Annotated in this window: 13 protein-coding genes and 1 pseudogene; 4 read left to right on the top strand and 10 right to left on the bottom strand. The window is 40.4% G+C overall.

Annotation, left to right across the window (positions count from 1 at the left end; all coding sequences use genetic code 11):
* A pseudogene (locus ACXJY6_RS15820) lies at positions 1 to 216 on the bottom strand (heteromeric transposase endonuclease subunit TnsA); the annotation flags it as partial.
* A 145-nt stretch (positions 217 to 361) separates the two neighbouring features.
* Positions 362 to 1,405, bottom strand: a complete 1,044-nt coding sequence (locus ACXJY6_RS15815; RefSeq protein ID WP_456049986.1) for a GMP reductase — start codon at positions 1,403 to 1,405, stop codon at positions 362 to 364.
* 414 nt (positions 1,406 to 1,819) lie between these two features.
* On the opposite strand from ACXJY6_RS15815, the gene ACXJY6_RS15810 reads away from it, so the two are divergent.
* The gene (locus tag ACXJY6_RS15810) at positions 1,820 to 2,374 is read left to right on the top strand and encodes an outer membrane beta-barrel protein (RefSeq protein WP_456049987.1); all 555 of its coding nucleotides are present in this window, start codon (positions 1,820 to 1,822) and stop codon (positions 2,372 to 2,374) included.
* A gap of 77 nt (positions 2,375 to 2,451) precedes the next feature.
* Here the strand turns inward: ACXJY6_RS15810 and ACXJY6_RS15805 are convergent, their stop codons facing one another.
* The 4 genes from ACXJY6_RS15805 to ACXJY6_RS15790 all read right to left on the bottom strand — a co-directional run bounded on the left by ACXJY6_RS15805 (position 2,452) and on the right by ACXJY6_RS15790 (position 5,802).
* Positions 2,452 to 3,927 carry an NAD(P)H-hydrate dehydratase gene (locus ACXJY6_RS15805; protein WP_458768915.1) on the bottom strand — a complete coding sequence of 492 codons (1,476 nt, stop codon included), beginning with the start codon at positions 3,925 to 3,927 and terminating at the stop codon, positions 2,452 to 2,454.
* Between the two features lie 91 nt (positions 3,928 to 4,018).
* On the bottom strand, positions 4,019 to 4,453 hold the full coding sequence (locus ACXJY6_RS15800; RefSeq protein ID WP_456049989.1) for a PAS domain-containing protein: 435 nt from the start codon (positions 4,451 to 4,453) through the stop codon (positions 4,019 to 4,021).
* A gap of 2 nt (positions 4,454 to 4,455) precedes the next feature.
* Positions 4,456 to 5,460, bottom strand: coding sequence for a response regulator (locus ACXJY6_RS15795; RefSeq protein WP_458768914.1), 1,005 nt, complete (start codon positions 5,458 to 5,460; stop codon positions 4,456 to 4,458).
* Positions 5,461 to 5,562: 102 nt separating this feature from the next.
* Positions 5,563 to 5,802 (bottom strand): hypothetical protein, encoded by a 240-nt coding sequence (locus tag ACXJY6_RS15790; protein WP_458768913.1) that lies wholly within the window; start codon positions 5,800 to 5,802, stop codon positions 5,563 to 5,565.
* Between the two features lie 592 nt (positions 5,803 to 6,394).
* On the opposite strand from ACXJY6_RS15790, the gene ACXJY6_RS15785 reads away from it, so the two are divergent.
* On the top strand, positions 6,395 to 6,604 hold the full coding sequence (locus tag ACXJY6_RS15785; protein ID WP_456049992.1) for a cold-shock protein: 210 nt from the start codon (positions 6,395 to 6,397) through the stop codon (positions 6,602 to 6,604).
* A 225-nt stretch (positions 6,605 to 6,829) separates the two neighbouring features.
* The gene (gene norR / locus ACXJY6_RS15780) at positions 6,830 to 8,422 is read left to right on the top strand and encodes a nitric oxide reductase transcriptional regulator NorR (RefSeq protein WP_456049993.1); all 1,593 of its coding nucleotides are present in this window, start codon (positions 6,830 to 6,832) and stop codon (positions 8,420 to 8,422) included.
* A gap of 21 nt (positions 8,423 to 8,443) precedes the next feature.
* Here norR and ACXJY6_RS15775 read toward each other — a convergent pair whose 3' ends face one another.
* From ACXJY6_RS15775 to ACXJY6_RS15760, 4 genes are all read right to left on the bottom strand, one after another.
* A complete protein-coding gene (locus tag ACXJY6_RS15775) occupies positions 8,444 to 9,301 on the bottom strand; it encodes a mechanosensitive ion channel family protein (RefSeq protein WP_456049994.1) in 858 nt (285 codons plus the stop codon).
* Positions 9,302 to 9,446: 145 nt separating this feature from the next.
* Positions 9,447 to 10,679 (bottom strand): peptidase T, encoded by a 1,233-nt coding sequence (pepT, locus tag ACXJY6_RS15770; protein WP_458768912.1) that lies wholly within the window; start codon positions 10,677 to 10,679, stop codon positions 9,447 to 9,449.
* 411 nt (positions 10,680 to 11,090) lie between these two features.
* Positions 11,091 to 11,447: a YibL family ribosome-associated protein gene (locus tag ACXJY6_RS15765; protein WP_456049996.1), complete on the bottom strand. Its 357-nt coding sequence runs from the start codon at positions 11,445 to 11,447 to the stop codon at positions 11,091 to 11,093.
* A gap of 93 nt (positions 11,448 to 11,540) precedes the next feature.
* Entirely contained in the window at positions 11,541 to 11,741 is a 201-nt protein-coding gene (locus ACXJY6_RS15760) for a restriction endonuclease subunit S (RefSeq protein WP_458768911.1), read from the bottom strand.
* Between the two features lie 196 nt (positions 11,742 to 11,937).
* Between ACXJY6_RS15760 and ACXJY6_RS15755 the strand changes: the two genes are divergently transcribed.
* The gene (locus ACXJY6_RS15755; protein WP_456049998.1) at positions 11,938 to 12,894 is read left to right on the top strand and encodes an AAA family ATPase; all 957 of its coding nucleotides are present in this window, start codon (positions 11,938 to 11,940) and stop codon (positions 12,892 to 12,894) included.
* Positions 12,895 to 12,905: the final 11 nt, after the last annotated feature.

Raw genomic sequence — 12,905 nt, 5'->3', positions numbered from 1 at the left:
TAAAAAATCGGGCGTATACCTACGTAGTTTACCATCGAGATAATACTCGAAACCAATAGGTTGAGCTTCAAAAGTTATAACCTGTGCTGAAAATTCAAAGTGAAAACATGCATCAAACTCTAAGTCGGATTCGACTGTATGAATGGAGTCAGTTTTAAGGCTAACAAAGCGTGATATGTTTTTAATTGATGAGTTTCTAAGAATTCGTTTCTTCATAACAAAACCACCATACCTGTAGTAAACTTACTAAATCATTGTATACTTTATGAGCTACTTTAAGGTATGGTTGTTTTTATTTCAAGGTATGGTTTCGTAAAATCAACGTATGGTTGTTTTTACAACGCTCAATATTCTTATTCGACTATTCTTTCCCGTAGACGTTATTTTCTTGTTCCTGAACGCGAATAAACGTGGTTCTCTTCGTTAGCTCTTTTAAGGCTTCAGCACCAACATATGTGCATGTAGAACGCACTCCGCCAAGGATATCTTGAATCGTATCTTCCACACTGCCACGATATGGCAATAACACTGTCTTTCCTTCTGCTGCTCGATACTGAGCGACGCCGCCTGAGTGTTTGTCCATCGCAGATTGTGATGACATGCCGTAGAACTTCACGAAGGTTTCATTGTTCTTGTTAACCAGTTCTCCGCCAGACTCATTATGGCCTGCAAGCATACCGCCTAACATAACGAAATCGGCACCACCACCAAATGCTTTCGACACATCTCCCGGACAAGTACACCCACCATCACCAATAATGCGACCACCAAGGCCATGAGCGGCGTCAGCACATTCGATAATGGCAGAGAGTTGAGGATAACCGACCCCTGTTTTAACACGAGTGGTGCAGACAGAGCCTGGGCCAATACCGACTTTCACAATGTCAGCACCTGCTAGAATCAATTCTTCAACCATATCTCCTGTAACAACATTGCCAGCGGAAATGATTTTATCTGGATACGCGGCACGAACTTGTTGAACAAATTCAACCAAGTGCTCTGAATAGCCATTAGCGATATCAATACAAATAAACGCTAAGTCATCACTCAGAGACAAAACCTCTGTCAGCTTTTTGAAATTAGCTTCCGATGTTCCCGTAGAAACCATAATATGCTTGAGAACAGATTCGTCTTCATTCGTCACAAAGTCAGCCCACTGCTCTACGCTGTAGTGCTTATGAACTGCGGTCATAACATCAAATTTGGCGAGCGCCCTAGCCATTTCAAAACTGGCGACAGAGTCCATATTCGCAGCAATAACTGGCACACCAGACCATTGACGACCACTATGCTTGAAGGTAAACTCGCGGGTTAAATTTACTTGAGAGCGGCTTTTTAAAGTAGAACGTTTCGGGCGGAACAGGACATCTTTAAAACCTAACTTAAGTTCTTGTTCGATACGCATGATGCATTTCCTTGTAATGAATATAGTGCCACTTGCTGTATATGAATATTTAGGTTGGCAGACCTTTACTCATATTTCGGACAAAAAAAAACCGGAGCGTTGGCAGACGCTCCGGTTTTCAATATTATAGGGCCTGTTTTCTTTCCCGCAAGACTGATATTTCAAGTTTTTTTGTGGTACTGTTTAGCAGTATATACCTAAGATAAAATGAAAATATGTCTTTTTATGTATTAAAGGTCCCACAAAACCCACGACTAAATATGATATTCATTTCTTCTAACGTAATATAAAAACCTATTTTTCTCTTAGTTGTAAATTGGTCCCTAACAATGTATCTGCTATTTGTTTAATTGGACGTTAATTTCGATTATTAGTTTTTGTGTTCTGCTAGAAATTACAATGGTATTTCTTCACATGAAGTACAGTTTAACTCGACACATATTATTCGCTCTAATTTTCACTCCAACTTTATCTGCATATGCAGAGGAAGAGCCACATCGTTTTTATATGGGGTCAGGTTTATCTTGGTTAAATATGGATTCGAAAGGCAGACAAGGGAGAATGTCGAGTATTAACTATAACTATATATTTAATCCATCTATTGCTTTGGATATTGGTTATTTGGATGTGAGCTCCGATGAAACGTATACGTCTCGTTACAGTACTTTAATGCCAAATGTTACGTATAAAGGGCTCTTTGGCGGCGCTAAAGTCCAACAAACGTTCTCTACAGCTATTGTCTACGCTAAAGGTGGCGTCAGTCTAACAAGCTATCAAACAGATCTTCACCTTAATAATAGCGATAACAGTTTAAATAATTATTTAATGTCTCCTTATTTCAGCTTGGGTGCAAATATCCCTGCTTTTTTTGAGCCAAGCTTAGATTTAAACCTTGAACTTTCATACCAAGACTTCGAATTTGACTATTCTAATACCATATTAATGTTGGGTGCACAGTATCGTTTTTAATATCGCGAATTAAATACCTTAACGCCAAATAATTCTAATTCTTCTGTATCTCATTTATAAAAATGACTCAACTCACTCTAATTTAATATAGGACGCAATTGCTCGATAACATCACTCGAAAGCAATCCATGTTGGCCCATTTGTTGCGCTTCTTGATCCCCCGCTCGACTATGAATCATGACACCAAGCCGAGCCGCTTCACTCACGTTTAATCCTTGTGCAAGTAATGACGTAATAATGCCTGCCAATACATCCCCCATACCTGCACTTGCCATTCCCGGATTTCCGCCAAGACATACCCACGTATTATCACCATCACACACAAGTGTACCCGGCCCTTTTAGTACAACTATTCCACCATATTTTTTCTGTAGAGCTTGTACCGATTGATAGCGGTTTGCTTCGATACTTTCAACCGTTGAATTTAATAACCTAGCCGCTTCTGCTGAATGAGGCGTGATCACTCGATATTCATCAACTGTGGGCTCATGCGATAAAAAATAAAGTGCATCAGCATCAACAACTTTAGGCTTATTACTTTCTCTGACGATATGATATATCGCCTTAGCCTGGACATCTCGCCCTAATCCAGGCCCCAAACCAATCACGTTACACCACTGCAGGCGAGACTCAATTCTAGGTAACTCATCCCAATCTGAACTCATGACTTCAGGAATTGCTATAAGCATAGGGGGAACATTGTTTTTATCACAAAGTGTCGCGACCATACCCGCGCCACACCTCGCTGCAGCTTTAGCCGCCAATATCAACGCCCCTCCCATTCCGGAATTTCCTCCAGTAAGTAAGACCTTGCCATATGTCCCTTTATGAGAATTCGAACGCCGAGCTGGCAACTTAAGAACGGTACCTTCAGAGCAAATCGCCATCGCCGTCGGTGTATTTTGTTGGTTAAACACATCTTCTATACCTAGTCCGGCAAAATGCAACTCCCCGACATAATCTCGTGCCTGCCCTGTTACAAGCCCTTGCTTTAATCCAATAAAACTCACTGTATGATCAGCTTGAATAGAAGCTCCCAGAACGATACCCGTATCACCACATAATCCAGAAGGGATATCGACTGCGATAATAGGGGCTTCGTTTTGATTGAGCTTATCAATTACCGCCCTTACCTCCGGTCGAACATTTCCCTTTATACCTGTACCCAAAACAGAGTCAATTACTACGTCAACGGTCCCAGATACTTTTTCGGTAGTTGCATCAAACACCTGGCCTCCATTTCTCAGCCAATGCAAATACGCTTTATACGCATCACCAGTGAGCTGTTCTGGATCTCCTAGCTGCCAAACCGTCACGAACAGACCGACTGATTTCGCTAAGCTTGCGACGACATATCCATCACCACCATTATTGCCAGTACCACAACAGACCAACCAACGCTCAGAACTCGGATATTGAGCCATACCAATAGCAAATACCGCCTGCCCAGCTCGCTCCATTAAACTGTACATTTCAAGCCCTTTGGCATTTGCAGCTGGTTGTTCACCCGCTCTGACTTGCTCCATAGAATAAAATCGGTCACTCATTGTCATAGTTTCTTCACTTAACTCTCAAATAGAACAAATGGATAAACCCAAAAAGCATCGCTAGCTAGTTGGGTTAAGTTAGATTGGGTGATTCAAATTAGGAATTTTTTGAAGCAATGGCTTCGGTAGTCGCATCTTGAATAGAAAGAAATAGAGAATTGATTTTGCCAGTAGGTGTACGCATCGGATTAAGCGTAATGTTCTGGTACATAAAATCGGCTTGCTGAGTGATTGGATGGACATTCCGGCATTTAAATAAGTATGGACGTTGCTGCCATGTAATGAAACTACGACACCCCAGATCATATACTGGCTTAGTTTTTAACTTAAACCACTCTTCGGGAATTTCAGGAAACAATTCAAAAATCGATTTATCTAATGCGTCCGCAGCATGCAACCCACTATGGTGAGTCATAAAGCCATTCCACAATTGGACATTAAAATCTCGATCGATCACGATAAGACCTAAATCGACATTCTGAACCATGTCTACCATCCAATGAAATTGCTCAAATTCAGCAGGTAAGTTCATGGTTAAAAATCCTCCATTAGATATGAAAGCTTGTTATCTAGTAACGGCAGTGATTCATCGACAAACATAAATAAAAGATCACAGCGAATAGAGGTACTTTCAATGTTATAACTCACTTCGAACGTCATGGTTCTGCTAAACGACCCTGTGGTTGAATTGATCACAGATTCTATTGGAATATGTTGCCCTAGGAGAACCGGTGAGCTTTGAAAAAAGCGAACTTCTGATTGTTGACCTAAACCATTTAAAAAAGAACCCACCAGAATATTTGAAACATCCATTAGCAATTCGAGCTCTTCTAGATCATCACTTTCGGCAGGGATTTTCATCAAATGCTTTAAATCACTGACGCTGGAGTCACTGAGTAAAACCAACGCTTCACCGGCAATACCCTCGCCGCTAAAACCCTGGCACACACCCGATACTTGATCATTTTCCGCTAAATCTTTTAGCGCCATATGCAATTCACTGACTTCCAGTATATTTACATTTGGAAGCGGCAATTCAACGAACACATCAAAATGACGAGCCAGAGCATCGGCAGCTCGCCCAATCGCTACGTTAGCGACTTCCATATAAATATCGCGTCGCTTGAGTACAGGAAGATCAACAGAAACAGGAGTGACGATCTGAGGCTGTGTTGGGCGTTCGACCAATTGCCTCAACACATCATTAAGAATTGATTTATCGATTGGTTTTTGAATAAATGCTTTCGCGCCAAGAGACAAAACTCTATCTTTTGCTTTTGGCTGAATGTCCCCAGAAACCACGACAACAGGAACATTAATATTTTGTTTCCGAATTTCTTCTAGTGTCTCAAAGCCATCCAGCTCAGGCATGGTGAGATCAAGAAACATTAACTTGTATTCTTTTTCGTTGAGCTTTTCTATTCCGTCACGCCCATGTACGGCGAAAGTAATGTCTGCATTCAATGATGCAGGTAAAGAACGCGCCATTTGCTTACGAGCTAATACTGAATCATCACAAATTAAGACGGGTAACGACATGGTTATATCCTAATATTTAACCAGCTCTATCTTCAATTTTCGGCGTAAATATACTTCTCAGTTTCACTACGAAAATCAAACATAAAGCTACTAACTAATAGTTCATAGACCAGGCCAAAACGTCAGAATAATTACTTTAATGACAAATGCCATTATTACCATCGCAATACCCAGTCTATAACGTCTAAACTCATCGACGGACATTGGTACTCGTTTGAAAAACATCGTTGCAATCCCGCCCCAATCTCGGGTACGAATTCCATATTGGACGATACTCAACAAGATAGCGATAACACCAAATGTTAGTAGCCCTTTTTCAAACCAAAATAGTACTAAGCCCATATTAACCTCTTGTTATCTTTTGAACTCGTGTTTTCCTTTGAGCGTAAGATTAAAACAAAAAGAGATAAGTCACCTTAACACTATAGTCGAACATCAGAATTTGCAGGAAAAAAGTCTCTCTGGTTTAAATTAAAATGTGGTGTAAACATCAACAAACGAGAAAGTGTTCGTTGTTACATTGAACCAAATTCACTTTTAATGTGTATGAATGACCCATTATTGAGGACTAATTCTCAAAAATTTCCTTTTAATCTCTAGCTATGAGTAATATTTAAGATAAACCACAATTTACCATTTACAATCACACACAATATTGACAATAAAATTAGTTCATATTTATTAATAAGTTAGCTCTAATAACCAAATATAAATTGATGCATGCTTCAAAATTATCCAATAAAATGTATAGATCGTATTGACAAGGCAAGTAATCGATTTACACTAAAGTTAGCTTGAAAATCGTTTATTTGTTTGCGTATACATATCGTTGGATTAATAATACTCCAGTCATGTGGTAGCAATAGCAATCAACATTTCCACGCTAGTACCGCCGCTATCGGCTCTGTTTAATTAGTATTATTAGGATAAAATTATGTCTAACACAGTGACTGGCACTGTAAAGTGGTTCAACGAAACTAAAGGTTTTGGCTTCATTCAACAAGAGAACGGCCCAGACGTTTTCGCACACTTCAGTGCTATCCAAGGCGACGGTTTCCGTACTCTAGCTGAAGGTCAAAAAGTTGAATTTGTTGTTTCTCAAGGTCAAAAAGGACCTCAAGCTGAGAACATCCAAGTCCTATAATTTTAGTAGGCCAATAATTTAAAAAATAGTCAGCTATGCTGACTATTTTTATTTCTAGTGCCATTCCAACTAACCCCCGATCAACAGCAATAAGTCATTCTCTTTTTCTTCTATCACTATTCCATTAATCGATGTCAAAAAACGGCGATAACCTCTCTATTTAACTGCTGACAGATATATCTAGTTGACTCTATAATGCTAGAAAATCGCCAACGGTAACTCTGTGTGCAAAATTTTTCTAAAGCTAATTTAGCTGAACTCACCATTGGTTTAGCTAACGCACTAAATGATCAAGATCGTTTTAATCGTCTGATTGATGCTGTTCGCAAAGTCATTAGTTGTGATTGTATTGTATTAATGGCTCGAAAAGAGAAGACACTCGTGCCTCTCTCAATGCAGGGGCTAACTCGAGATACACTCGGACGTCGATTTATCATTGATGATCACCCGAGATTTACTGCCATCTGCAATAGTCACTCTCCTGTTCGGTTTAGTTCCCATAGTAAAATGCCCGATCCATTTGACGGATTACTATTAGACCATTCTGGTGATGTACCTATTCACTCATGTATGGGCCTCCCATTAATGTTTGGTGAAGAATTATTAGGTGTTCTCACCCTAGATAGCTTACAAATTGACGCATTTGATGAAATACCCGACCGCAATCTAGAAATTTTATCGGCGATTGCTGCTTCAACATTAAAAATGGCGCTAACGATGTCTCAATTAGAGGCTCAAGCATTGAATACTCAGCAACGTATGGAAGAACTCAACCAAGAAGCTTCCAAACACAATCAAGGCGAATTGATCGGAGCGAGCAAGCTGTTGGTCAATATGAAAGCAGATATTGATGTCGTGGCTCCTTCTAATTTCAACATTCTAATTTATGGTGAAACTGGAGTTGGAAAAGAATTGGTGGCTAGGCAAATACACAATCAATCACCTCGCCATCGTCAACCTTTGATATACGTTAACTGTGCTGCGATACCTGAAAACCTAGTGGAAAGCGAACTTTTTGGGCATGTAAAAGGCGCATTTACTGGAGCAGATAGAGATAGGCTTGGAAAATTTGCTTTAGCAGATGGCGGGACCCTTTTGCTTGACGAAATAGGTGAATTACCATTGGCAGCTCAAAGCAAGTTACTTAGAGCCCTTCAAAACAATGAAATACAGCCCGTCGGAAAAGATAATATTCAAACCATTGATGTGCGTGTTCTTGCTGCAACAAACCGAGATTTAAAACAAGAAGTTGATCAAGGGCGATTTCGTGCAGATTTATATCACCGATTAAGTGTTTATCCCATTCGCGTACCAGCTCTTCGCGAGCGTAATGATGATATCGCATTGCTATCAGGGTATTTTCTCGAAAACGCTAGACGCAGACTCGGGCTTGATAACTTAAAGCTCTCACTTGAAGCTCTCAGTTTAATTAATCAATATTCTTGGCCAGGAAACGTTCGCGAACTTGAACATGTTATCAATCGTGCAACATTGAGAGCAAAAGCTAGACAAAGGAATGGAGAGACAAAAGTTATCTCAGTCACCGTTGATGATATTGGCGAGCTGGACATTACCCAAGTGCATGATAATCAATCCAACCAGCCAGTAGTTCATCCACCTAATAACATCGATTATCAACAAGGGTTACGTGAAGCAACCAATACCTTCCAAGCTAAAATTATCCGTCAGGCCCTCATTGATTCAAATTTCAATTGGGCCAAAGCAGGAAGAGAGCTCAATGTTGACCGTGCTAACCTCACACGACTGGCAAAAAGGCTTGGAATTGAGGTAGAAAAAAACCACAAAATACTTGGCTAAATCATTCAACGACTGACTTTCTTAACCCTGAATTAACGATTCTGTATCAGGAAAAGAGAGTTGGTATTGCGTCATAAAATCTGCGCGAATAAGTTGCTCTAACTCCCCTGCTCGTTCTGTAGGGCAAAACAACATAAAGTAGAGTACTTGTTCGCCGTGTTCTCCATTATCGATGCGCACGAGTGGCTCAGGGCCCGGTAAATCAACCCCTGCATGCCTTTCTACAACACTATTATAGCGCTTAGCTACCTCAATAAAATCCTCACAATGTTGGTCAATCTGTTCTTTTAATGTTGGAATTATTGGATAGAGATTAACAAACCGAGGAATCACAATATCAAAACTGTGGTAGACATACCTCTTCATGAAATTAAGATTTTTTACTGGAAAAGAAAAGAACATACTGTTTGGTAACGTGGCGGTTTTTCCAGTGTAATGATAGAAACCACGACTTACATCTAATTCTTGAATCGTTGTTGCCATCAGGTTATGTTCGATAACTTCGCCACATAACGTCCCAACTTCAATCCAATCACCAATGACGAAAGAACGTGAACTTGCACGTTGTATTGAGCCAGTGAAGCAAAGAATAATCTCTTTTGATGCCAACACAATAGCAACCGCGATTGCCGTAACGGAAAGCGCAAAGTGATTTATCTCAGTACGCCAAATAAGAAAAGTGACAAAAATAATGAGTAAGGAGACGCTATTTTTAGTTCGTGACATCCATTTGCGCTGCTTTTCGGAGAGAAACGCAACATCTCCACGAATGCGATTAAGCAACACTCTTCGTATTATCAAAATATATATGATCAGAAGAATGCTGCTCAACAACTTATGCGTTGATAGATACTCAATAATGATGTCAATTTCTACCACTGACCAACTCCCAAAAAGAAAGCTTCACACCTGTATGTGTAAAGTCAAATTGTTGAACTACGATATCGCAATTTTAGCTAATTTGAAGAGTTTAGTAGAGTATCAATCAAAATTTTAGAAATAAAGCTAACTGTCGTATTTTCAATTACTTTAATTGATAGGTTGCTGTATTTTTAGCAATTTTTATAATAACTTCCGTCGCCTTGATCATACCTTCAATCGACACGAATTCATGGATACTATGAAAGTTATACGTACCTGTGAACAAATTTGGACATGGAAGCCCCTTAAACGAAAGTGCTGCTCCATCAGTTCCACCTCGAATTGGCTGCATAACAGGAACCACATCTGCGTCTAGCATGGCCTGCTTCGCAATATCTAGGATATGAGGATGAGGTTCAATCATCTCTTTCATGTTTTTATATAGATCAACAAACTCGACATCAACGGAACCATGGCGATAAAGCCCACCAATCTCTTGCGCGAGTGAACGAATAAAAGCTTTTCTTTGCTCCAAACCTTGAAGTTCAAAATCACGCAGAAGGTAATTTAACTCACTGTATTCAACACCTAGATTACCCGACGATAAATGATAGAACCCTTCATAATCAGTCGTTTTATTAGGTACTTCGTCGGTAGGAATCGCCATTTCAAATTTGGCTGCTAACCGCATGCTATTGACCATCTTCCCTTTTGCTTTTCCTGGGTGCACTCCATTTCCATAAAAGCGAACAGTCGCATTCGAAGCATTAAAGTTCTCATATTCAAGCTCACCAATGCCACCACCATCAACGGTATAAGCCCAAGCAGCGCCAAATTTATCAACATCGAATTTATCTGCACCACGGCCAATTTCTTCATCTGGAGTAAAGGCAATACAGATCTCTCCATGGGGAATCTCTGGGTGCTGTTTAAGAAACTCCACGGCAGTAAGGATTTCTGCAATACCTGCTTTATCATCGGCACCAAGCAACGTATTGCCATCGGTAGTGATCAGGTTATGTCCGTACAACTGATTTAGCTCAGGATATTGGATAGGAGACAACACATGATCTCCACGCCCCAATGCGATATCACCACCTTGGTAAGATTCTACAATTTGAGGGATGACATTCTTTGCGGGTGCATCTGGAGACGTATCCATATGAGCGATAAGTCCAATTGATGGCACAGCATAGTCGACATTCGAATGCAGTTTAGCCATTACATACCCATTCTCATCAAGAGAAACATCGCTTAGCCCAATATCGATAAGCTCTTGCTCAAGCATTTGGGCAAACTTCATTTGCCCTGACGAACTAGGACAACCATTTCGATTGGGATTGGATTGAGTATCGAAAATCACGTAACTTAAAAATCTATCGAGTAAATTATCCATTTTATCTCCGACACTAAATATATAACTCTGCAAAACCGACGAATAAATGATCTATATTCTATATTTCAACCGGCTGGCATGGGTCAGTTCTTACTTATAGTATCGATAAATAAAAAGTGAGGATTGCTGCAAATCACTTTTAATCCATTTAGAGAGGATAAGTCGGGGAAATCACGTGCTAAGTTGCTTCAAATCAAAGTTATTCTCAATCTCATTTAAAAGAATCAGGCTAATAAAACTTATTAACATTCACTTTCCTGAACAACCAATTAGATCAACGCGTTTTAACATAACGACCAGAAAGCAAAAAAGCGCCCAAAGCGCTTTCAATCAAATGTCGTTTATAACCTTATTCGAACTAATATTTAAGGCTCAATGAAAGGTCCTACAATATTACCGAGCGAATTAACATTAAAATTTCTTTTCTGCATACCCAGTCATGACTTCTAAGCGTAATGCTTTACCAAGCTTGGTCGTTGGATGAACGACAACTAAATTTTTAACAGACTTTTTCAAACGCCCCATATCAGCTTGTTCAGCCTTCGTAATTTCACGGGAGAATGCCATTGCTAACAACGCTTTACGTTCTTTATTCAATTCAAAATCTTGCTTGTGATTAACTTGAGCAACTTTCTTTTCCAGTTGATCAACTTCATCAGTAAATTTTCTAATCATCTCATGATCACCACGAGATTTAGCTGCATTTAGCTTGTGTCGACAGGAATCCAAACGATTTTTAGCCTGTTGAATTTCTTGTTTATTACTCATGGAATTTGACCCTAAGAGTGGTTATGGGGCGCGGAGTATAGCACAGATGAAAACCGGTAACCGCTGTTTTGATCTATCTAAATACGCATTGTATTAATGAACGGGTGTATCTGTTTCCGAATAGAATTTTCCAAAATGTTCCTCAAGAACTTCCGGAGTCAACTTCCCTTCCGCTTCCAATCGCTTCAATTTTTCAACGACCGCTTTTTGTTCTTCAATACTTGGAAGCTTCTCTTCCTCGTTACCTTGCTCTTGTTCTATCATCTCTGCTAATTCTTTCTCGAGATCACTCATACAACCTACCTCATAATTTAAATCTACTTGTGCAATTTTACCTGACTCATGGCACGGTGACTAGAGCAACGTAACATTGAAAAAACGAACGAGATCAAAGCTTCCCTTAAATAGGGTGGAAATGTTAAATTCCCTACGGAACTTTTTTGTCGATTCCAATACTAACCAATGTTATTGCTCCGGAGGAATAAGATTAATGCCATCAGCCACTTTTCAACAGCTACAGAGTTATCTTAATAGTCAGGTAATTGGACAAACCGAACTGGTTAACCAAATTCTCGTTGCACTCTTAGCCGATGGTCATATCTTAGTTGAAGGCCCTCCTGGATTGGCCAAAACCCGAGCGGTTAAATCATTGGCTTCCTGCATTGAAGGCTCGTTTCATCGCGTGCAATTTACACCAGACTTACTTCCTGCCGACCTAACAGGTACCGATATCTATCGCCCTGAAACGGGAGAGTTCAAGTTTCAACCTGGTCCGATTTTCCACTCGTTATTACTTGCGGATGAAATCAACCGAGCGCCAGCGAAAGTGCAAGCTGCGATGTTGGAAGCGATGGCTGAAAAACAAATTACAGCAGGTCGAAAAACATATGGGTTACCCAAGCTATTTTTGGTCATGGCAACACAAAACCCAATAGAGCAAGAAGGGACTTACCCACTGCCTGAAGCACAACTCGACCGTTTTCTTCTTCACCTTAATGTTGACTACCCGGATATTGAGAGTGAATTGGAAATCCTAAGATTGAACCGCGGGGAAGCTCAAGGAAGTGCAACAGCTCAACCCGCTAAAATTAGCCAAGAAACTATTTTCGCTGCTCGTGAGCAGGTCCTCTCGATTCATATGGCTGAGTCAGTAGAACAATATATAGTCCGCTTAATCATGGCAACTCGCCAGCCTGAGCAATACGATAACCAGCTAGCGCAATGGATCGAACTGGGTGTCTCTCCCCGTGCAACGATTGCACTAGATCGCTGCGCCCGAGCTCATGCTTGGTTACACGGTCGCGATTTTGTCAGTCCAGAAGATGTACAGGTCATGGCGTTTCCCGTACTGCGACATCGTCTACTGCTTAGCTATCAAGCTCAGGCAGAGGGTGTGCATCCGAACCAAGTGATCAGTCACCTCTTGTCATTAGTTGGTAGCGCATAACGAGATTATAT

Source organism: Vibrio phycocola, from assembly GCF_054404255.1.
The sequence above is the reverse complement of the archived record's forward strand: the minus strand, read 5'-3'. Positions and strand labels throughout refer to the sequence as shown.